Here is a 21,475-nt window from a genome sequence, read left to right as displayed (position 1 = left end):
GGGTGACGCGCGAACTGCTCTGGGTCTCCCTGCCCGACCAGCGGCCGCGTCGCGAGCTCTACTACATGTCACTCATGGGGGACACGCACGTCACCGCGCTCGCCCGCGACGAGCCCGTCGGCGACCTCACGTGGGTGCCCAGCACCTACCGCCGCCCGATCAAGCGGTTCATCGAGGCCGGTGCGCTCGCGTGGGTGAACGAGCTCCGCGACCAGGACCCGGCCGACTTCGACTGGGTCGCCTCGCTGGAGCTGTGCTCGCTGGTGACCGGCCAGGCCGCGAAGTGGCGCACGAAGGGCACGGGCCGGCGTCCGTTGCAGGCCGTCGTCACGTGGGAGAACCTCGCGCGCCAGCCGCTCTACCGCGTCCCGCCCTACCGCCAGGCGCTGGAGTCGTGCCGTCGGGCCGAGCTGTTGCTGTGCATGGTCGACGCGGCGCGCGACCACCTGCTGGAGAACCGCTTCGACGACGCAGTGATCCGCGTCGTGAAGCCGGGCGTCGACACGTCGATCTTCACGCCGGCCGCCGAGGGCGTCGAGCACCCGCGGGTCGTCTTCGTCAGCCCGCTCGCGGAGAACAAGGGCATCGACCGCATCCTCGCGGCGATGGAGCTGGTGCGCCGGCAGATCCCCGAGGCCGAGCTCGTCGTGGCGGGCCGAGGTCCCCTCGAGCCGCTCGTCCGCGCGGCGGCCGACGACCCCCGCAGCGGGGTCACCTTGGTCGGAGGTCTGGACGCGAACGGCGTCGGCGACCTGCTGCGCAGCGCGGCGGTGTTCATCACCGCCCCACGCCCGACGTGGAAGTGGGAGGAGCAGTTCGGCCTGGCCTACGTCGAGGCGCAGGCCTGCGGCCTGCCCGTCGTCACCACGCGGTGCGGCAGCAACCACGAGGCGATCGCGCCGGGCAACGACCTGCTCGACGTCGAGGGTCCCGACCAGGTCGAGGCCCTGGCGGCCGCGCTGGTGGGCTGGCTCTCCGACCCCGCGCGGCGTCAGCGCCAGGGTGAGGCGAACCGCGTGTGGGTCGCCGAGCACCACGACCTGCGCACGCAGTGCCGGCGGATGGGCGAGGCCTTCGCCGAGATGGAACTCCTGCACGGGGCGCGTTGATGAGGCGCTTCACGACCCCTGCGTTCGTGGGGGCCGCCACCGGCCTCGTGGCCGCCGCCCTGATCCTCGGCCCGGCGCTGCTGCCGGGGCTGCAGCTCAACTACGACATGGTGTTCGTGCCGGAGCTGGGCTTCGGCGAGCGGACCCTGGGTGTCGACGGGTCCGTTCCGCGGGCCGTGCCGAACGACCTCGTCGTCGCGGCACTGTCCACCTTCCTGCCCGGCTGGCTGGTCCAGAAGCTGCTCCTCGTGACCGTGTTCGTCGCGGCCGGTGCCGGTGCGGGTGCGCTGCTGCCCGGGCGCAGCGCCGCCGTCGCGGGAGCCCTCGTGGCGTGCTGGAACCCGTGGGTCGCCGAGCGGCTCGCGATCGGGCACTGGGGCTACCTGCTCGGGTACGCGTCCCTGTTCTGGGTCGTGCGCACGGCCGGGAGGCTGCGCCGCGGCGAGTCGCCCACCGGCGCCCTCGGGGTCGTGATGGCCCTGGCCGGCCTCTCCGGGTCGACCGGTGCGGTGCTGGCCGTCGTCACCGCCACCGCCGTGCTGCTGGCGGGATCGCGGTGGCCCCGGGCGTGGCGGGCCTGGGGCTGGGCGATGGCGGTCTCGGTGCTGGTCGCCGCCTCGTGGTGGTTCCCGTTCCTGCGGTCGCAGGCGTCGTCCTCGGCCGACTCGGCGGGCGTCGAGGCCTTCGCGGCCCGCGGCGACACCCCGTGGGGCATGGTCGGCTCGATCCTCACGGGCGGCGGCATCTGGAACCAGGCCTCCTGGTTCGCCGAGCGCCAGAGTCTCCTGCTGTCCGGCGTCGCCCTGCTGGGCGTGCTGGTCGCGGTCGCCGTCGCCTGGTCCGACCCTCGGGTTCGGTCGCGGCCCGAGTACCTCGGCGCCGCCGTGGCCGGACTGGTCGGCCTCGTCGCGGCGATCGTCGCGGGCCTCCCGGGCGGACGTGAGCTCGTGTCGTTCGTCGTCCTGCAGCTGCCGGGCGGCGGACTGGTGCGCGACGGCCAGAAGTTCGCCGCGCTGTGGATGGTGGCGGTCTCCCTCGCGGTCGGACTCAGCGCCGCTCGCCTCGGCGCGGCCGCCACGCGACGCGGGGTGAGCCGCTGGGTCGCCGGCGGACTGGCCGCCGCCACGGGCCTGGTCGCCGTGGTCACGCTGCCGGGCCTGGCGTGGGCCGGGGGCGGACGCTGGGGCTCGGTCGACCTGCCCGTCGACTTCACGTTCGTGGCCGAGCGCCTGGAGCAGGCCGAGCCCGGAGCCGTCGCCGTGCTGCCGTGGACCCAGTACCGACGGTACGACTGGAACGACGACCGGGTCGTGCTAGACCCGTGGCCCCGCCTGCTCGAGCGGGACGTCCGGGTGAACGACGCGCTGCCGCTGCGCGACGGCGTGGTGGCGGGGGAGGACCCCCGGGCCGCGGAGGTGACACGAGCCCTCGCGGCGCCCGAGGGCGACGTTCTCGCCGCGCTGCGGGCGGCCGGCGTGCGTCACGTGCTGCTGCAGACCGACCAGCCCGGGCCCACGCTGAACGCCCTCCAGCTGGGTGGGGCCGAGCTGCGCATCCGCACCGACGCGCTGCAGTGGTGGGACCTCGGGGACGAGGGACTGGCCCCCGTGCCGGGTGCCGAGCCGATCGACCACCTCGGTCTCGTGCTCGGCGCCCTGGGCCTCGCGCTGGCCGCCGCCGGAGTGGTCGCACGAGCCGTGAAGCGCCGCGATCCGGCGGCCTGAGGACCTTGTCCCACCGGTGTGTCATCCACGGGACAAGCGCCCTGAGGGCTGCTAGGCTACCGATAAGTATTTCCTCGACTACGGAAAACAGGGGCACATGAGCGAGAACGCAGTCTGGACCATCGGCGGCAGCGCTGCCGGGATCATTCTCGGAATCCTTGCGGTCTTGGGCATCGTCGCGAGCCAGACCGCTGTCAAGCAGGATCAGACGCACTCGTCCGTCATCGCGTACGACGAGTCCTGATCGATCCGGGGTGATCCACCCCACCACCGACGAACCCCGCGCGACGCCCGACGTCGCCCAACGGGTCAGAATCGCCGCCAGCACTTTGCTGGTGGCGATTCTTCCGTGGGTCGTCGCGCCCGGGCGCACCCAGCCCGACACCAAGCTCGACCTCACGGTCGCCCCGTGGGACTACCTAGCGCGGTCCCTGTCCGCCTGGAACTCCCACGCCGGCCTCGGTGAGCTGCAGAACCAGGCCTACGGCTACCTCTTCCCGCTGGGTCCGGTCATGGGCCTCGCCGACGCGATCGGCCTCCCCGGCTGGGCCGCCCAGCGACTCTGGTGGAGCCTGCTGCTCGTCGTGGCCTTCACCGGCACCTACCTCCTCGCGCGTCGCCTCCTAGGCCTGCGCCCGGACGTCGCCCTCGTCGCCGCAGCGCTCTACGCCCTGGCGCCGCGCGTCGTCACTGTCCTGTCCGAGATCTCGGTCGAGGCCTGGCCCGGCGCCGTCGCGCCGTGGCTCGTCCTGTCGGCCTGGACCATGGTGCGCCCGTCCACCGACCGCAGGGTGCTCGTCCGCGCAGCCGCCGGCACGGGGCTGCTGACCTTCGCGCTCGGCGGCGTCAACGCCACGGCCTCGGCGGTCGTGCTCCTCCTGCCCCTGATGGTGATCGTCACCGCCCCTCGCGCGGCGCGCCGCGGGCGCGCGCTCGTGGCGTGGTCGGTCGCCGTGCTGGTCGGTGCCGCGTGGTGGGTCGTGCCGCTGCTCGTGCTGGGCCGCTACGGGTACCCGTTCCTGGACTTCATCGAGACCGCCCGGATCACCACGGCGGTCACGTCGGTGCCCAACGTCCTGCGGGGCGCCGACCACTGGATCGCGTACATCCTCGACGCCGAGTCGCACCCGGTGTGGCAGTCCGGCTGGGTGCAGGCCCAGGACCTCGTCGCCATCGTGAGCGGGATGCTGGTCGCCGGCGCCGGCGTGGCGGGCCTCGTGGTCCTCTCGCGCGACGGCGAGCGGCGCGACGTCACCCGCTTCCTCATCGGGTCGGCCCTCCTCGGCACGCTGCTCATGGCGATCGGCCATGCCGGCGTCGTGGGCTCCCCGGTGGCCGAGGGCGTCCGGGCCTTCCTCGACGGGCCCGCGGCGGCCCTGCGCAACGTCCACAAGGCCGACCCGCTCGTGCGGCTCCCGCTCACGCTCGGGGTCGCGGTACTGGTGTCGCACAGTCTGGTTCGGTCCCGCCAGCTCCCGAGGGCAGCGGTCGTGGTCGTGCTGGCGGCGGCGCTGCTGTCCCCGACCGCGCTGTGGGCCGGGCGGGGTGGCGACGCCAACAGCTACGAGGAGATCCCTGCCACGTGGCGTCAGGCCGCCGAGGAGATCGACGCCCTGCACGAGCAGGACGGTGGTTCCACCCTGGTGCTGCCGGCCGCCCGCACCGCCGAGTTCACGTGGGGCAAGACGTCGGACGAGCCGCTCGTCGCGCTCGCCGAGTCGCCCGTCGTGGTCCGCCCCGCGGCGCCACTGGGCCACCCGGGAGCGACGCGCCTGCTCGACCGGATCGACGCCGTGGCCGCCACGGGCGTGGCCCAGCCCGGGCTGGCCGACCTCCTCGCGCGGATGGGAGTGGCACGGGTCGTCGTCCGCGACGGGGTGCTGCCCCTCGTGCAGGCACAGCCCGCCGACATGGTGGAGCAGACGCTCGAGCGGTCGCCGGGCTTCGCCGAGCACGAGCGGTTCGGCGACCTCGCGGTGTGGACCGTCGGGTCGGAGGCGGCACCGGTCGTCGAGTCGATGGCGGCCGACGCGCAGGTCGTGGTCTCCGGCGGGCCCGAGGCGCTCGACGACCTCACGTCGCTGGGGCTGCCGTCGCGGACGTGGACGACGATCTCTCCTGCCGCGCCCGACGCGGACGTCGTGACCGACTCGTTGCGCTGGCGTCAGTTCAACAGCGGTCGTCCGGCCCAGCTCGCGTTCGGCCCCACGCTCGATGCCGCGGACGACTCACCCGAGCCGATCGGTGCGCGCGACCTCCCGCCCGCGGGCGATCGCTCCGCGCAGCCTGTGCGCGAGTGGGTCGGCCTCACGTCGGTCGAGGCGTCCAGCTCGGGCGCCGATCCGTTTGCGTCGGCGTGGGCGGGGACCGACGCGGGCCCCGCCGCCGCACTCGACGGCGACCCCTCCACGGCCTGGCTCACCGACGAGGAGACCGACGGCCGGCTCTCCCTCGTGCCGGCCGAGCCGTCTCGACTGGGTCGCGTCACCGTGGTCCCGGCCCCGACGACACCGTCGGTGGACAGCGTCACGCTACGTGCCCGGCGCGCCGACGGGACCACGCGCGTCATGACCGTCGACCTCGCTGCCGGCCGCGGCTCGGCCGACTTCGGCACCGAGGTGTTCGAGCGGCTCGACCTCGTGCTGCCGACAGCAGCGCGGCCGGTCGTGCGGGGGATCGCCGAGATCAGCAGCAGCGTCCAGGACTGGGGCTCGCGGATCAGGCTGCCCGGCGAGGTCGACCCCCGGCGCACGAGCCTCGTGCTGAGCCCGCTCGCCGAGGATGCCGCGACCCCGCGGTGGGCCTTCGAGTCCACGTCGTCGTCTCGCGTCCCGGTCGAGGTCACGGCGCGGTCGCGGCCGGGTCCCGACTTGGAGGCGCTGCTCGACGCGCCCGCGCGCTTCACCTCCGAGGACCGGGTCGGCGACGACGCGACGAGTCGCCCCGGAGCGGCCTTCGACGGCGACCCGTCGACCGCGTGGCGGGTGCCGGCCGGCCGGGACGCGGCCACCGTCGACGTCGTCCTCCCGGACAGCACGACGATCGGCCGGGTCTCCAGCGGGGGCACCGGCCTCGCCGGGATCCGGGCGTCGGTGGGTGGGCGCGTCACGATGCTGCCCCGCACCGGCGGCGTCGTCGAGGGTGAGGGCGACCGCGTCACCCTGACGTTCGTGCGCACGGCCGGCGAGGGCGAGTGGACCGTTCCCGAGGTCGACCTCGACGCCATCGACTCGCCCGGGCCCGTCCGCGTCCCCTGCTCCACCGTGTCCGTCGGCACGTCCACCGTGGCAGTCGGTGGAGCGGTGGATCGGCAGCTCCTGGTGAACGGCGACCCCGTGACCCTCGAGCCGTGCGGCGGCTCGGAGGCGGTCGTCGCGCCGGGCACGGTCGACGTCCGTACCGGTCTCCCGGCCGCGCTCCAGGTCGAGCGGGTCGTCCTCGGGTCCACCGAGTTCGGCTCCGGCGCCGGACGCTCCGTGCTGGCGCGCGAGGAGTCGCCCGGTCGCATCGTCGCCTCGGTCAGTGGGGGAGGGGACGCCGTCCTGGCGCTCGTGCAGGGCGCCAACGAGGGCTGGCGCGCGACGACCCCCTCGGGTCGCGAGCTCGAGCCCGTCACGATCGACGGCTGGCGGCAGGGCTTCCGGCTGCCCGAGTCCCTCTCCGGCGAGGTCGTGATCGACTTCGCCCCGTCGGCCGCGCACCGCTGGGGCCTCGCGGCCGGTCCGGTCGCCCTCCTGCTGCTCCTCGGCGCGCTCGTCGCGACGCGGCGCACCCGTCTCCCGTGGGACCGGTGGGCGGCGCCTGCGATCGCGATCGACCGCAGGATCGGGTGGGGCGTGACCGGTGCGGTGGGCTTCCTGTGCGGAGGCCTCGCCGGTCTCGTGCTCGCGGGGCTGGCGTGGGTGCTGCCGCGCCGGCTCGTCGTGCCCGTCTCCATCGCGGCGATGGCGGTCGGCGCGGTGGCCATGGCGGCGCTCGGCGTGGTCGACCGCACCTCGGCCGGCACGGTGCTGGGTCAGCTGGCGGGCCTGTTCACGCTCTCGCTGCTGGCGCGGGCGCTGTTCGACGGCGCGCCGCAGCCAGGATCGGGCGCTCCACCAGCCACCACGACAGGGACGCGAGCGCCACGCTGAACCCGGCCACCGCGTACAGCGTCCACCAGAAGCCGGTGGCGAAGAGCTCGGCGCCCGTGACCTCGAACAGCACCTGCAGCACGACGACGTGCCAGAGGAAGACGCCGTAGGAGATGTCGCCGAGCCAGCGCGTGACGCCCCAGCGCGCCACCGTGTCCGCCGGCGTCCCGGGCGCGGGCTCCTGCACGCACGCCGCCAGCAGGAGCAGGGCGAACAGGGCGTAGAGGGCCTCCTTCGCCACGGCCTGGCCGGGGGTCGGGAGGGTGAGGTCACGCGGGCCGGCGAGCGGTGACGAGGCCACGACGAAGACCACCACGGCGAGCAGCACGAGCGTGGGGCGCGAGCGCCAGACGGCCAGCAGGGCCGGCCGGGTGGCGAGGGGCCCGACACCCCGGCGCTGACCTTCCGCGAGCAGTGCCACCGCGGCTCCCGCGCCGAACCAGGCGAGGTGCCCCACGACGCTGGTGGCCAGCACCCCGGCGCCGCCGTCGGAACCCGCTCGGCTCCACGCGGCGGCCACGGCCTGGGCGAGGAGTCCGCCGCCGGCGACCACGGCGGTGACGGCGACGAGCGCGCCGACGCCGCGGGAGCCCCCGCGCCGCCACAGCCCCCGCGTCAGCAGGCCCCCGAGGACGGGGACGAGGACGTAGAAGGTGACCTCGGTCGTGAGGCTCCAGCTCTGCGTGAACGACTGGTAGTAGTCGCCGGTGTAGCCCTGCAGGACGAGGACGTGCGCGGCGACCTTCGCCGGACCCCCCGCCCCTCCGGTGATCCAGACGGCCGCGGCCAGGACGCCCGCGAGCGCGAGCCAGTACGCCGGCAGGATGCGCGCGGCGCGGCGGACGGCGTAGCGCGCCGTCGCGCCGGCCTCGCGCGCCGTGCCGTCCAGTCCGCGGGCGATCGCGGGCCGCAGGAGCAGGAACGCGGAGATCGCGAAGAACACCGCCACGCCGGCGTCGCCCCGGGCCACGAGCCCTCCGACGAGGTCGATCGAGGACGCCCCGGTCCAGAACCCGACGTGCGAGACGAGCACCAGGGCCGCGGCGACGGCACGCAGGCCGTCGACGAGACGCAGGTGGCCCATGTGCCCTCCGGGAGCGAGTCGGATCAGGTAGGTTGACGTGGCACTGCGCCCGGCAGGGCGATGCGTCACCTCTGGAGGCTAGTACGGATGACACAGCAGTCCCACCCCGTGTCGACCGATCCCGGCGCCGCCGACGTGCGCCGTCCGGTGCTCCGGGCGCGGGCCCCGCTGCGGATCTCGTTCGCCGGTGGTGGCACCGACGTGGCGCCGTTCCCCGAGCGTGAGGGCGGCGCCGTGCTGTCGGCCACGATCTCGGCGTACTCCTACTGCACGCTGCGGCCGCGGGCCGACGGCCAGGTCACGATCAAGTCGCTCGACTACGGCTACTCCGTCGGGTTCAACGTCGACGACGACCTCGAGCTCGACGGCCAGCTCGACCTGCCGAAGGCCACCATCGCGCGCCTGCGCCAGTACCCCGGCGCCGTCTCGGCCACCGGCTTCGACCTCTTCATCCACACCAACGCCCCGCCCGGCTCGGGCCTGGGCTCCTCGAGTGCCGTGATGGTCGCCGTGATCGGCGTCGTCGCCCAGCACCTCGGCCTCGACCTGACCGAGTACGAGGTCGCCGAGCTGGCGTACCGGCTCGAGCGCGAGGACCTGCAGATCCCCGGTGGCGCCCAGGACCAGTACGCGGCCGCGTTCGGCGGGTTCAACTACATCGAGTTCACCGACCAGGTCGTCGTCAACCCGCTGCGCATCCGCGACTCGACGATCCACGAGCTCGAGCACAACATGCTGCTGGCCTACACCGGCAACACGCGCGTCAGCGACCACATCATCGACGACCAGGTGTCGCGCTACGAGCGTGGCGAGGAGACCGCACTGGAGGGCCTGCGCGCCCAGAAGGAGCTCGCCGCCGAGATGAAGCTGGCGCTCGTCCGCGGCGAGGTCGACACGCTGGGGCGCCTGCTCGGCCGCGCCTGGGACGAGAAGCGCAAGATGTCCGACCGCATCGCGACGCCCCTCATCGACCAGGCCATCACCAAGGCCCTCGAGCTGGGCGCCCTGGGCGGCAAGGTCACCGGTGCCGGCGGCGGAGGCCACCTGGTCTTCATCTGCGAGTTCGAGCGTCGCCACGTCGTGGCCGAGGAGCTCACGCGGATGGGTCTGGGCGTCTCGGAGTTCACGTTCTCGAGGGAAGGTCTGGTCACGTGGAGGGGACAGAGTTGACGGTCCGGCACCAGTTGCACAGCGCGTCCGAGGACGCGATCACCCAGGTCGTGGCGCAGCGCCAGACGCTGGGCATCGAGGCGTGGGCCAGTCTGGCCCGCGCCCTCGAGGAGCCGGCCCTGGTCGAACAGGTCGACGCCGCCGGCCGCGCCGTGGTCGAGACGCTGCGATCCGGCGGCACGGTCCTGGTGGCCGGCAACGGCGGCAGCGCCGCGATCGCCAGCCACGTCGCCGCGGAGTTCGTGGGCAAGTGCATCCTCGACCGCGCGCCGCTCCCGGCGGTCTGCCTCGCGGACTCGCTCACCTCGATCACCGCGGTCGGCAACGACTACGGCTTCGACGACGTGTTCGTCCGCGGCGTGCAGTCGCTCGGTCGTCCCGGTGACCTGCTCATCGCGATGTCCACCAGCGGGCGCAGCGCCAGCATCCTGCGCGCGCTCGACGCCGCCCGCGAGCGGGGCCTGGCCACCGTCGCGCTCACCGGCGAGTCGGGCGGCGACCTGCCGGGCCGCGCCGACCACGTGCTGCACGTGCCGTCGGACTTCACGCCCCGCATCCAGGAGGTCCACATGCTGTGGGCCCACGCCTGGTGCGAGGCGGTCGACGTGCTGTCGCAGCCGACGTCCTGACCATGTGGTCGGCCGAGGCGCTGCTCGGGCGTGACACCAGCGAGATCCCGCCGCCCGAGCGCGACGTCCCGTGGGACCTCGTGCTGCTCGACCGCGACGGTACGCTCAACGTGCACCGCCCGGGCTACATCGCGTCCCCGGCCGAGCTGAGGCTGCGGCCCGGCGCCGCCCACGCCGTCGGCCAGCTCACCCGCGCCGGCCTGCGCACCGTCCTGGTCACGAACCAGCGCGGGATCGCCACCGGACTGCTGACCGAGTCGCAGTTGATCGAGGTCCACACCGCCCTGGTGTCGCGGCTCGCCCGGGCCGGGGGCCGGCTCGACGCGATCGAGGTCTGCCCCCACCAGACCGGCACCTGTTCGTGCCGCAAGCCGCTTCCGGGGATGCTGCTGCGTGCCCTCGCGCGAGCGCCGTGGGCGCGACCCGAGCGGGTCGTGATGGTGGGGGACCAGCCCAGTGACGAGGCCGCCGCGCACGCCGCCGGAGTCGCGTGGCTCGACGCCGGACCCTCCGGCGTCGGGAGCGCTCGCATCGCCGACGTACTCATCAGTAGGGATCCGCACCGGAGCGGTTCCGTGGTGCTACGCTCTCGCGAGAGGTAACTCACAAATACTGTTTTGCATGACCTATTCGGAGGCACTTGTGCGGAAGTTTTCTCGTGGCGCGGTGGCGTTCCTGACGCTCGGAGCGTTCCTTCTGACGCTGGGCGTCGCGATGAAGGTGTACGCGTACGACCGGCTCGCGGTGGTCCCCCTGGACCAGAACACGCAGCAGGTCCTCGGCGACGACAACGCGAACTTCTTCGACGCCGACAACGTGGCCCCCGGCTCGGGTGCGATCACCACCATCGCGACCGTCATCGGCGACCCTGACCTGGCCGAGGAGGCCGCCGACGAGAACGACGGCGCCAACGTCGGCGTGTTCACCAAGGGTCAGAGCACCGACAACAACGACCAGGCCCCGCCGATCGACTTCCTCGAGCAGACGTTCGCGATCGATCGCTTCACCGGCGAGGCCGTGCCGTGGTCCGGCAACTCCCAGAACGGTGAGCCCATCGACTACGAGGGCCAGATCATCAAGTTCCCGTTCAACACGCAGAAGAAGAGCTACGAGTACTGGGACGCGACCATCAAGGCGCCCATGACGATGGAGTACGAGGGCACCGAGAAGGTCGAGGGCACCGACGGCTCGATCGACACCTACCGCTTCACCGGCTCGGTCCCCGAGACCGAGTTCGGCATCCGTGAGGTCCCGCGCGGCATCTTCGGTCTCGAGGACACCAACTCGGTCGAGGCGACGCGCACCTACCAGAACGACCGCACGATCTGGGTCGAGCCCGAGACCGGCGTCATGGTCAAGGTCCAGGAAGCCCAGAAGCAGTGGCTCAAGCTCGACGAGCCCGGTGCCGAAGACGTCGTCGCCATGGACACGGTGAGCGCGTCCACGCCCGAGACGGTCCAGGCCACGATCGACGACTACGGCTCGAAGGTCGGCGTCCTGAAGGCCGTCCGCACCTGGCTCCCGCTGGCCATCGGTGGCCTCGGCGTGCTGTTCATCGTCGTGGGCATCGCGTTCGCGGTTCGGTTCCGCAACCAGCGCAACTCGGACGTCGACAGCGACGACGACGCGTACGCCACCGCCTGACGCATCGCAGCGCAGAAAGACGGGCCGCCGTCCCCCTCGGGGGGCGGCGGCCCGTCTCGTCGTGTGGGGGCGTGGGAGGGGCTCAGGGACGGGCGACGCGCTCGACCAGGTCGGTCAGCTCGTGACCCGTGCGGTCCCAGTCGAAGCGCAGCGCGAACTCGCGGGCCGCGGCGCCCAGCTTGGCGCGCTCGTCCGGGTCGACCAGCAGGCGACGCAGCCCGGCGATGAACTCCTCGTCGGTGTCCACGAGCAGGCCGGTGTGGCCGTCCTGGACCGACTCCTGCGTGCCACCGGCGTAGCGGAAGGCCACGGTGGGGACGGCGTGGTAGCCCGCCTCGAGGATCGTCAGGCCCCAGCCCTCCTTGATGGAGGGCATCGCGAGCGCGGCCGCACCCGCCAGGAGCGCGTGCTTCTCGTCGTCGCTCACGTGGCCGTGGAAGACGACCCGGTCGCTGACCCCCGCCTGCCGCGCGTGCTCGACGAGGGAGTCCATCCAGTCGCCGCCGCCGATGACGTCCAGCGCGATGTCGGGGTACTCGCCGGCCAGGGCGGCCACGGAGTCGATCGCCAGCTCCACACGCTTGTGCGGGACGAGGCGGCCCAGGCACGCGAGGCGCGTGCCCCGCTCGGGCTCGGGCTCCTCCTGCAGCACGTGGTCCGGTGCCTCGTTGCCGCTGTAGACCACCGAGACGCGGGCGGGGTCCACGCCGACGGCGGCGAGCTCGCGGCGGGACGCCTCCGACACCGTGACGTACTGCTGGCGGCGGTAGACGAACGGCGCCACGTGGGACTCCAGGAACCAGCCGACCGAGGAGATGGGGCGGGGGAAGAAGGTGAACCACTGCTCGCGGTGGACGTGGTGGACCACGGCCAGCAGCGGCTTGGTGAAGACGAGAGGAGTCCAGAAGGGCACGCCGTTCTGGACGTCGATGACGATGTCGTAGTCGCGCCGGAGGCGCCACACGTGCCACAGGCCCCGGGGGTACACCGTGAACCGCCCGCCGGCGCGCACGATGCGGAAGCCGTGGCGCTCGGTCCGGGGCGTGCCGCCGGGGAAGGAGGACGCGAACAGCACCACGTCGTGTCCGCGCTCGGCCATGGTGGCCGCCGTCCGCTCGGCGAACACCTCCGCGCCTCCGGCCTCGGGATGCTCCAGGTCACGCCAACTGAGGATGGCGATGCGCAATCCGCTGATAGCGTGCTCTCCTGTCCGTGCGATGGGTGAGGTGGCCGATGTCCTGTGAGGTGTGTTCGACACCGACGACGTCCGTGACCCTGCGGGACGGTCGCTCAGTGCTGCAGACCTGTCCGAAATGCTCTCACATCGAACGCGATCCGAAGGCCGCTCCGGCGCATCCGCGAGACGTCGCGTACGGCGGGGACCCCGGTCTCGACCGGGTGCGCCTCGCGCTGACGTCGCGCACGCTGCGCCGCGCGGCCCCGTTGGATCCCGGCGCGCGCGTGTTCGAGATCGGCTTCGGCGGTGGCGCGATGCTGCGGAACTACCTCGACGAGGGCCATCCGGTCGCCGGCTGCGACCCCGACCAGCTCCATGTCGACGTCGATCCGCGGGTGCGAGCGCAGGCGGAGCTGTACGCCTGCGGGATCGAGGAGGTCCCGGCGTCGGCCGAGGCGGCCGATCTCGTCTACGGCGTCCACGTCGTGGAGCACGTGCAGGACGTCGGTGCCCTGGCCGCGGCCGCGCTCCGGCTGCTGCGCCCCGGCGGACGCGTGCTGTTCCTGACCCCCGCGGCCGACAGCGCCTCCCTGCGCGCGTTCTCCGATGCCTGGTGGCTGCTGGAGGATCCCACCCACGTGCGGTTCTTCTCGGCGGCCTCCATCACGCGGCTGCTCGTGGACGCGGGCTTCCGCGACGTCCGCGTCACCCGCTCGCTCACCGACAACCTCACGATGGAGGGCGCCAGCCTCGTCCGCCGGCTCCGTCCGAGCGACCGCCCGGCCGGGGTGCTGGCCTCGCGGGCCACGCGCTGGTTCGCGATGGCCCTGGCTCCCGCTGCGCTGCTGCTGCGGCTGGTGCACCCGCGCTGGCGGCCCACGCTGGTCGTCACGGCCACCCGGGCGGCCCGATGACTCCCGACGGCCTGCGCCGCTCGGTCCGGCTGTTCCGCGCCTTCCTCGTGGAGCAGACCGAGCCCGACCACTTCTACGGCACGCTCGCACGCGACTCGGCCGACCTCGTCGAGCAGCAGATGTCGCTGCGCGGCAAGCTCGTCGTCGACGTCGGGGCGGGGCCGATGGAGTTCGCCCAGGAGTTCCGCCGTCGCGGGGCCCGCTACGTGGCGGTCGACCTCGATCCCGACGTCCCGGCACTGGCCGACGGGGGAGTGGCGGCGGACGCCGCGGCCCTCCCGTTCGCCTCCGGCTCGGCCGATCTGGTGTTCAGCTCGAACCTGCTGGAGCACGTGCGCTCACCGCAGGTCGTGGCCGACGAGCTGCTGCGGATCGCCCGGCCCGACGGGCTGGTCTTCCTCTCCTACACGAACTGGTGGTCGCCGTGGGGCGGTCACGAGACGTCGCCGTGGCACTGGCTCGGCGGCCGCCGCGCGATCGCCCGGTACACCCGCAAGCACGGCCATCCGCCGAAGAACCGTGTCGGCGAGACGCTGTTCAAGGTGTCGGTGGCGTGGGGGATGCGGTGGGCCCACCGGACCCCCGGCGTCCGGGTGGTCTCGGCGCGACCGCGCTACCTGCCGCGCTGGGCCGCGTTCATCGTGCGCGTCCCGGTCGTGCGCGAGGTCCTGTCGTGGAACCTGTTGCTACTGGTCAGACGAGAAGATCGCGAGAGCCCTCGTCAGGACTGAATCCCGGGGTACCCTGTGAACTGAGTCCTACTCGCCAGTAGAAACCTGGCGGGCTCCGACGAAGGGATGCACGGATGCGCGCGTTGGTTGCTGGCGGCGCCGGTTTCGTCGGGTCGCACCTCGTGGAGCGCCTCGTCGACGCAGGGCACGAGGTCGTCGTGGTCGACGACTTCAGCACGGGTCGGCGCGAGAACCTCGCCGCCGTGTCGCACCAGGTCACGATCGTCGACGCCGACATCTCCGACGCTGCCGCCGTCGACGCGATCGAGGGCCCGTTCGACCAGGTCTACAACCTCGCCTCCCCGGCCTCGCCGGTCGACTACCACCGGCTGCCTATCCACACGCTGATGACGGGGTCGATGGGCGTGAAGAACACGCTCGACCTCGCTCACGCGCACGGTGCGCGCTACCTGCTGGCCTCCACCTCCGAGGTGTACGGCGACCCGCAGGTGCACCCCCAGCCCGAGACGTACCTGGGCCACGTCAACCCGGTCGGCCCGCGCTCGGTCTACGACGAGGCGAAGCGCTTCGGTGAGGCCATGACCGCGGCCTACCGGCGCGAGTTCGGCGTCGACACCAAGATCGTCCGCATCTTCAACACCTTCGGTCCGCGCATGCGCGTCGAGGACGGTCGCGCCATCCCGAACTTCGTCCACCAGGCCCTCACCGGACGCGAGATCACGGTGGCCGGCGACGGTCACCAGACCCGCTCGATCTGCTACGTCGACGACCTGGTCGGCGGGCTCGTCGCGATGATGGAGTCCACCGCGACCGGGCCGGTCAACCTCGGCAACCCCGAGGAGATCTCGATGATCGACCTCGCCACGTGGATCTGTGACCTGGCCGAGTCCGGCTCGCAGATCGTGCACGTGCCCCGGCCGGTCGACGACCCCCAGATCCGTCGTCCCGACATCACGCTGGCGGGCGAGCTCCTGGGCTGGGCGCCGTCCACCACGGCCGAGATCGGCCTGAAGGCCACGATCGAGGACTTCCGCAACCGTCGTTAGGGTGGCGCCATGCACGCTGCGGACCGCCTGATCTCCTTCGTCGACGCCTCGCCGACGCCCTTCCACGCCTGCGAGACCGCGGCCGTGCGGCTGCGCGAGGCCGGCTTCACCCAGGTGGACCCTCGCGACGCGTGGCCCACGGGCGCCGGGAGCCACTTCATCGTCACCGGCGGAACGCTCGTGGCGTGGTCCACCGGTGCCGAGGCGCCGGCCCATGCCGGCTTCCGCATCGTCGGGGCCCACACCGACAGTCCCAACCTGCGCCTGAAGCAGCACCACGACGGCTGGCGCGAGGGTCAGGCCACCGTCGCGCTCGAGCCCTACGGCGGCCCACTGCTGGAGTCGTGGCTCGACCTCGACCTCGGCATCGCCGGCCGGGTCGCGCTGCGCGACGGCAGCACGCGCACGATCCGGGTCGACGAGCCGCTGCTGCGGGTGCCGCGGCTGGCGATCCACCTCGACCGCGACGGCTCCAAGGTGGACCGTCAGCGCCACCTCGACGCGCTCGCGGGGCTGACCCGCCGGCCGTTCCTCGAGGTCGTGGGGGAGCGGGCCGGCTTCGCCGCGAGTGACGTCACCGGGTTCGACCTCATGACCTTCGACCTCCGTCCGGCGGGCCGCACGGGTCCCGACCGCGAGCTGGTCGCCGCGCCGCGCCTGGACAACCAGGCCACGTGCGCCGCGGCCCTCGACGCCCTGCTCGGTGCCACGGAGGCGGCCGATCCCTCCGCTCGCCTCGTCATGGTGCTCTTCGACCACGAGGAGGTCGGCAGCACGTCCGAGCGCGGCGCCGACTCGCCGCTGCTGTCCTCGGTGCTCGAGCGCATCGTGCTGGCCGCCGGCGGCACCCGTGACGACGTCTTCCGCTCGTTCGCGGCCTCGGTCTGCGTCTCCGGCGACATGGCGCACGCCACCCACCCGAACCAGGCGGACAAGCACGAGCCGCTGCACCGGATCGAGCTCGGCGGCGGCCCGGTGCTGAAGGTCAACCAGAACCTCCGGTACGCCACCGACGGGGTCGGCGCGGGCATCTTCGCCGCCGCGTGCGAGGCCGCCGGCGTGCCGCTGCAGCGCTACGTGCACCGGGCCGACCTGCCGTGCGGCTCCACGATCGGGCCCATCAGCGCCGCCCGGACGGGTATCCTGACGATCGACGTCGGAGCCCCCCAGCTCGCGATGCACTCCGCGCGCGAGGTGATGGCGGCGGCCGACGTCGAGTCGTACGGACGGGCCCTTCGCGCGTTCCTGACCTCGGATTGAATCGGAGCGATCGCATGACCCGGGCCCTTCGCCCCCTGCTGTGTGGCCTGAGTGGTCTTCTGGTGCTGGCGGGGCTCGCTGTGGCGGCCCCGGCTCAGGCGGCTCCCGTTGCGTCGCTCACGGCGTCGCGCTCCACGGTGATGCCCGACGAGAACTTCTCCGTGGTGGTGAGGACTGGCACGCGCGTCAAGCGTCCGGTCGTGCTCAAGCACCGCCAGGGGAGAACGTGGCGGTCGGTCCGTACCACCACCGACGCCCGCGGAACCGCCCGCATCACCGTGGCGACGGCGCGTCGCATCGAGCTCCGCGCCACCGTCCCGAAGCTCACGGTGCGCGGGAAGAAGTACAAGGCACTCTCGACGAAGCGCGTCGTCGTGCGCACGGCGGCTCCGGCCGCGACGGTGTCCGTGGTGACCTCGTCGGAGCGGGTCGCCGTGACCGGCCGGGCGACACCGGCCCGAAAGGGTCGCAAGCTCAGCCTCCAGCGTCTCGACGGCGGGACCTGGCGGACGATCATCGCGGGCCGTGCGGGCAACGCAGCCGGTCGTGTGGACTTCGGAGCCGTGGGGACCCAGCGGGACCTCGGCGGACGGTCGTTCCGCGTGGTCGCCGGCGCGTGGAAGGGTGCGCCGCGGGTGACCGGCGCCGCGAAGGTCGTCCCCTCGCTGCCGGCCCCGCCGCGCGACCCCCAGCCTGAGGAGCCGCTCGACGAGCCCGATCCGGAGCCCACCGCCGAGCCGACGGTCGAGCCCCCGCCCGAGCCGGCGCCCGCGGTGACGCAGCTGTCGGTGACGATCCGCGGCGTGGGCGACCTCGATCCCTGCACCGAGGTCATCACGACCAAGACCGACTACGTCAACGGCACGATGACGTTCCGCGACCGCGACGGAGGCGCGCCCCGGTCGGTCGCGGCCCGCCTGCGGGTGCGAGGCAACTCCACGGCGTCCATCGCTCGGAAGCGCCCCTACAAGGTCAAGCTCGACGCCTCGGCGTCGCTGCTCGGCATGCCCGCGAGCAAGGACTGGGTCCTGCTGGCCAACCACTTCGACCGGTCGATGCTGCGCAACGACCTCGCGATGAGGGCGGCCCGGATGCTCGGGGTCCCGTGGGCGCCGCGGCTGGAGTCGGTCGACCTGCGGATCAACGGCCGGCTCTGCGGGGTCTACCAGTTCGGCGAGGGCATCGAGGCCCAGGACGGCCGCGTCGAGCTCGAGGACGGTGACACGCTGCTCGAGGCCGACACGAACGACGACACGGATCCGCAGTTCCGTACCGAACGGGGCCTGCGCGTCTTCCTCAAGGCCGGTGAGACGAAGCACGTGAACCGCGTCGAGGACGCGTTCCAGGAGGTCGAGGACCTGCTGTACGACGAGAGCTTCCCGGACAACGGCTACCGCGACCGGATCGACGTCGACTCCTTCGTGACCATGTACCTCGTCAACGAGCTCACGAAGAACCTGGACGCGGGCTTCCGCAACAGCGTCTACCTGGTGATGCGCGCCGACGGCACCCTCGCCATGGGCCCGCCGTGGGACTACGACGTCTCGCAGGGCCTGGTCGACCTCGGGTACGCCGGTGACCTGCACCGGCCCACGGGGTGGTGGATCGGGCGCCTGTTCCACCCGCTCTTCCCCGATGACGCCTGGCGCCAGGCGCTGCTGCCGTCGCAGCTGTGGAAGGAGCCGGGCGGCCACTACTACAACCGCCTGCTCACCGATCCGTGGTTCGTCGAGCAGGTCCGCGACCGCTGGCGCGAGGCCTCGCCGGCACTGGCGACGCTGGCGGGGCACGTCGACGCCGAGTCGGTGCGCCTGCTGGACAGCGCCGCCGCGAACTTCACGCCGCGCGAGGACGGCGGAGCGGGCCAGCTGGTGTGGGCGGCGCCCGAGGAGATCGGCTCGTGGACCCCGATGCTGCAGTTCGCGAGCGAGCCCGACTCCGGCGTCGCGCCCGGTGAGGGCTGGCTCAGGGAGACGGCACGGCTGCGCGACTGGATCGCCGGCCGGACCGCCTGGATCGACGAGCAGTTCGCCTCGTCCGACGGCTGAGCCGCCGGTTTTACGTGGGCCCCCGCCGTGTCGTAGACTGACAGTTGCGCTGGTTCCGGCATGCCCGGAATCGGGGCGAACATCCTGTCCACACCCAATTCCATCCATTCGGAGCCCAACTACATGACTTCCGGCCTCGCAACTCCTTCTGCGGCCCCGCAGGTTGCGGTCAACGACATCGGCAGCGAAGAGGACTTCCTCGCCGCGATCGACAAGACCATCAAGTACTTCAATGACGGCGACATCGTCGACGGCACCATCGTCAAGGTGGACCGCGACGAGGTCCTGCTCGACATCGGCTACAAGACCGAGGGCGTCATCCCCTCGCGTGAGCTGTCGATCAAGCACGACGTCGACCCGAACGAGGTCGTCCAGGTGGGCGACTCGGTCGAGGCCCTCGTCCTCCAGAAGGAGGACAAGGAAGGCCGTCTGATCCTGAGCAAGAAGCGTGCTCAGTACGAGCGCGCCTGGGGCGACATCGAGAAGATCAAGGACGAGGACGGCGTCGTCGAGGGCACCGTCATCGAGGTCGTCAAGGGCGGCCTGATCATGGACATCGGCCTGCGTGGCTTCCTGCCCGCGTCGCTCGTCGAGATGCGTCGCGTCCGCGACCTGGACCCCTACATCGGCCAGAAGCTCGAGGCGAAGATCATCGAGCTCGACAAGAACCGCAACAACGTGGTCCTGTCGCGCCGTGCGTGGCTCGAGCAGACCCAGTCGGCCGTGCGCCAGAACTTCCTCAACGAGCTCAAGAAGGGCCAGGTCCGCAAGGGCGTCATCAGCTCGATCGTCAACTTCGGCGCCTTCGTCGATCTCGGCGGCGTCGACGGCCTGGTGCACGTCTCGGAGCTGTCCTGGAAGCACATCGACCACCCGAACGAGGTCGTTCAGGTCGGCGACGAGGTCACCGTCGAGGTGCTCGAGGTCGACCTGGAGCGCGAGCGCGTGTCGCTGTCGCTCAAGGCGACCCAGGAGGATCCGTGGCAGCACTTCGCCCGGACCCACCAGATCGGCCAGATCGTCCCGGGCAAGGTCACCAAGCTCGTCCCCTTCGGCGCGTTCGTGCGCGTCGAGGAGGGCATCGAGGGCCTGGTGCACATCTCCGAGCTCGCCGAGCGTCACGTCGAGATCCCCGAGCAGGTCGTCCAGATCGGCGACCAGGTCATGGTCAAGATCATCGACATCGACCTCGAGCGTCGCCGGATCTCGCTGTCGCTGAAGCAGGCCAACGAGACCGAGGTCGCGGCCGAGGCCGACAGCTTCGATCCCACCCTGTACGGCATGGCGTCGTCCTACGACGAGCAGGGCAACTACATCTACCCCGACGGGTTCGATCCCGAGACGGGCGAATGGCAGGAGGGCTTCGAAGAGGCCCGCGCCACGTGGGAGCGTCAGTACGCCGAGGCGCACGACCGCTGGGAGGCCCACAAGAAGCAGGTCGCCGAGGCCGAGAAGGCCAACCTCGAGGCCGGCGAGGTGGGCGAGTACACGTCCGCTCCCGCCGAGGAGGAGCAGACCGGCGGCTCGCTGGCTTCCGACGAGGCCCTGCAGGCCCTGCGTGAGAAGCTGACCGGCGGCGAGTGATCTCCCGCTGAGCACGACGAAGGCCCCCGGCCTGATGGTCGGGGGCCTTCGCCGTTCCCGGGGTGACGCGGACAGTCAGGAGTCATACGAGGCGCCGAACGTGTCGCGGGAGTGGCTGCGAGGGCCGGGGCGGACGCCGAGTCCGTCGTGGGTGATGGTCGTCCACAGCCCCGCCGTCATCAGCACGGCGGTCGTGGCCAGCAGGAGAAGCAGAATCATCATGTCTCCAATCCTGCTATCAGTGGTATCCTGCCACCAGTGGCAGGAATGCCAGTTCCCGTCGATATCCCGCCAGGAGGCGCCATGACCAAGGTCGCGGTGATCGTGCCCGAGCAGGCCGAGCCGTTCGGCATGGGCGTGCTGGCCGAGGTCTGGGCCGAGCCGCACCACCCCGACGACGACAACCCCGTCTTCGACTTCGTCGCGTGCACCCCGGTGCCGGGCATCGTGTCGGGCGCCTCCGGGTTCGACTTCGTCGTGCGCCACGACCTGTCCGCCGCGGCCAACGCCGACCTCGTGGCCGTGGCAGCCAAGCGCGACTACCTCGTGGAGGATCCCCGGATCAGCGAGGCCCTGCGCGCCGCCCACGCGCGCGGAGCCACGATCATGGCCTCCTGCACGGCCGCGTTCAGTCTCGGCTTCGCCGGGCTGCTCGAGGGGCGTCGCTGCACGACGCACTGGCGCTACGGCCCCGAGCTGGCCGAGCGCTTTCCCGAGGCCGACCTGGACATCGACGTGCTCTACGTGGAGGACCGCGGCATCGTCACCGGAGCGGGCTCGGCTGGCGGCATCGACGCGAACCTGCACCTGATGCGCCAGTGGTACGGCGCCCGTGTCGCCGCCACGGCCGCGCGCCGCATCGTCGTGCCGCCGCACCGCGACGGCGGCCAGGCGCAGTTCGTGCGCGCGCCGATGCCTGCCATCGAGGCCGAGACGCTGGCACCCGTGCTGGACTGGGCGCAGCAGCACCTCGCCGAGCCGCTCACCGTCGCGTCCCTGGCCCAGCGCGCCCACCTCTCCGAGCGCACCTTCGCCCGCCGGTTCCGCGACGAGACGGGAACCACACCGTGGCAGTGGCTGCTCGGTCGCCGGGTGGCGATGGCGGAGGAGCTGCTCGAGACCTCCGAGCTCTCGATCGAGCAGATCGCCCACCGCGTCGGCTTCGGCAACGCCGCGACCCTGCGCCACCACTTCGGCGCCGTGCGGGGCACCAGCCCGCAGGCCTACCGCCGGTCGTTCACGTGCGTCGAGTCGGCCTGAG

General features: G+C 72.4%; 18 protein-coding genes. 15 read left to right on the top strand and 3 right to left on the bottom strand.

The genetic code is table 11. From position 1 onward, the window contains the following. Positions 1-2: 2 nt before the first annotated feature. From B2363_RS01430 to B2363_RS01415, 4 genes are all read left to right on the top strand, one after another. Complete coding sequence (locus B2363_RS01430) at positions 3-1,109, top strand: glycosyltransferase family 4 protein (RefSeq protein WP_286927931.1); 1,107 nt, start codon at positions 3-5, stop codon at positions 1,107-1,109. After that, positions 1,109-2,833 (top strand): hypothetical protein, encoded by a 1,725-nt coding sequence (locus B2363_RS01425; RefSeq protein WP_286927930.1) that lies wholly within the window; start codon positions 1,109-1,111, stop codon positions 2,831-2,833. The genes B2363_RS01430 and B2363_RS01425 overlap by 1 nt, the downstream gene beginning before the upstream one ends. A 97-nt stretch (positions 2,834-2,930) precedes the next feature. Then, positions 2,931-3,077, top strand: a complete 147-nt coding sequence (locus B2363_RS01420; RefSeq protein WP_153302813.1) for a hypothetical protein — start codon at positions 2,931-2,933, stop codon at positions 3,075-3,077. Between the two features lie 91 nt (positions 3,078-3,168). After that, entirely contained in the window at positions 3,169-6,966 is a 3,798-nt protein-coding gene (locus tag B2363_RS01415) for an alpha-(1->3)-arabinofuranosyltransferase domain-containing protein (protein ID WP_286927928.1), read from the top strand. On the opposite strand, the gene B2363_RS01410 is transcribed toward B2363_RS01415, so the two are convergent. Next, the gene (locus B2363_RS01410) at positions 6,866-8,119 is read right to left on the bottom strand and encodes an acyltransferase family protein (RefSeq protein WP_286927927.1); all 1,254 of its coding nucleotides are present in this window, start codon (positions 8,117-8,119) and stop codon (positions 6,866-6,868) included. The genes B2363_RS01415 and B2363_RS01410 overlap by 101 nt on opposite strands. 18 nt (positions 8,120-8,137) lie before the next feature. On the opposite strand from B2363_RS01410, the gene B2363_RS01405 reads away from it, so the two are divergent. From B2363_RS01405 to B2363_RS01390, 4 genes are read left to right on the top strand one after another with little or no spacing between them, the layout of a single operon-like run. Continuing rightward, positions 8,138-9,220, top strand: coding sequence for a GHMP kinase (locus B2363_RS01405; protein ID WP_194956255.1), 1,083 nt, complete (start codon positions 8,138-8,140; stop codon positions 9,218-9,220). After that, positions 9,217-9,849: a D-sedoheptulose-7-phosphate isomerase gene (locus B2363_RS01400; RefSeq protein ID WP_194956487.1), complete on the top strand. Its 633-nt coding sequence runs from the start codon at positions 9,217-9,219 to the stop codon at positions 9,847-9,849. The genes B2363_RS01405 and B2363_RS01400 overlap by 4 nt, the downstream gene beginning before the upstream one ends. Before the next feature lie 2 nt (positions 9,850-9,851). Further along, complete coding sequence (locus B2363_RS01395; protein WP_286927923.1) at positions 9,852-10,451, top strand: D-glycero-alpha-D-manno-heptose-1,7-bisphosphate 7-phosphatase; 600 nt, start codon at positions 9,852-9,854, stop codon at positions 10,449-10,451. A gap of 19 nt (positions 10,452-10,470) precedes the next feature. Beyond that, positions 10,471-11,493 carry a DUF3068 domain-containing protein gene (locus tag B2363_RS01390; protein ID WP_181755524.1) on the top strand — a complete coding sequence of 341 codons (1,023 nt, stop codon included), beginning with the start codon at positions 10,471-10,473 and terminating at the stop codon, positions 11,491-11,493. Between the two features lie 82 nt (positions 11,494-11,575). Here B2363_RS01390 and B2363_RS01385 read toward each other — a convergent pair whose 3' ends face one another. After that, complete coding sequence (locus B2363_RS01385) at positions 11,576-12,679, bottom strand: glycosyltransferase family 4 protein (protein WP_286927921.1); 1,104 nt, start codon at positions 12,677-12,679, stop codon at positions 11,576-11,578. Positions 12,680-12,891: 212 nt separating this feature from the next. Between B2363_RS01385 and B2363_RS01380 the strand changes: the two genes are divergently transcribed. From B2363_RS01380 to rpsA, 6 genes are all read left to right on the top strand, one after another. Beyond that, positions 12,892-13,584 carry a class I SAM-dependent methyltransferase gene (locus tag B2363_RS01380; protein WP_286927919.1) on the top strand — a complete coding sequence of 231 codons (693 nt, stop codon included), beginning with the start codon at positions 12,892-12,894 and terminating at the stop codon, positions 13,582-13,584. Further along, positions 13,581-14,315 (top strand): class I SAM-dependent methyltransferase, encoded by a 735-nt coding sequence (locus B2363_RS01375; protein ID WP_286927918.1) that lies wholly within the window; start codon positions 13,581-13,583, stop codon positions 14,313-14,315. The genes B2363_RS01380 and B2363_RS01375 overlap by 4 nt, the downstream gene beginning before the upstream one ends. Positions 14,316-14,389: 74 nt before the next feature. Further along, entirely contained in the window at positions 14,390-15,322 is a 933-nt protein-coding gene (locus tag B2363_RS01370) for an NAD-dependent epimerase/dehydratase family protein (protein WP_181755528.1), read from the top strand. A 9-nt stretch (positions 15,323-15,331) separates the two neighbouring features. Further along, positions 15,332-16,582 carry a M18 family aminopeptidase gene (locus tag B2363_RS01365; protein WP_286927915.1) on the top strand — a complete coding sequence of 417 codons (1,251 nt, stop codon included), beginning with the start codon at positions 15,332-15,334 and terminating at the stop codon, positions 16,580-16,582. 14 nt (positions 16,583-16,596) lie between these two features. Then, positions 16,597-18,630, top strand: coding sequence for a CotH kinase family protein (locus B2363_RS01360; protein WP_286927913.1), 2,034 nt, complete (start codon positions 16,597-16,599; stop codon positions 18,628-18,630). A 123-nt stretch (positions 18,631-18,753) separates the two neighbouring features. Next, the gene (gene rpsA, locus B2363_RS01355) at positions 18,754-20,214 is read left to right on the top strand and encodes a 30S ribosomal protein S1 (RefSeq protein WP_181755531.1); all 1,461 of its coding nucleotides are present in this window, start codon (positions 18,754-18,756) and stop codon (positions 20,212-20,214) included. Positions 20,215-20,289: 75 nt separating this feature from the next. Here the strand turns inward: rpsA and B2363_RS01350 are convergent, their stop codons facing one another. Beyond that, the gene (locus tag B2363_RS01350) at positions 20,290-20,436 is read right to left on the bottom strand and encodes a hypothetical protein (RefSeq protein ID WP_286927912.1); all 147 of its coding nucleotides are present in this window, start codon (positions 20,434-20,436) and stop codon (positions 20,290-20,292) included. 81 nt (positions 20,437-20,517) lie between these two features. On the opposite strand from B2363_RS01350, the gene B2363_RS01345 reads away from it, so the two are divergent. Further along, positions 20,518-21,474, top strand: coding sequence for a GlxA family transcriptional regulator (locus B2363_RS01345; protein ID WP_286927910.1), 957 nt, complete (start codon positions 20,518-20,520; stop codon positions 21,472-21,474). The last annotated feature ends 1 nt before the right edge of the window (position 21,475 follow it).

It is taken from the genome of Aeromicrobium sp. UBA7512 (assembly GCF_002476985.1).
Lineage (GTDB): Bacteria > Actinomycetota > Actinomycetes > Propionibacteriales > Nocardioidaceae > Aeromicrobium > Aeromicrobium phoceense.
Note: the sequence above shows the minus strand (reverse complement) of the source record. Positions and strands in the feature narration are given on the sequence as shown.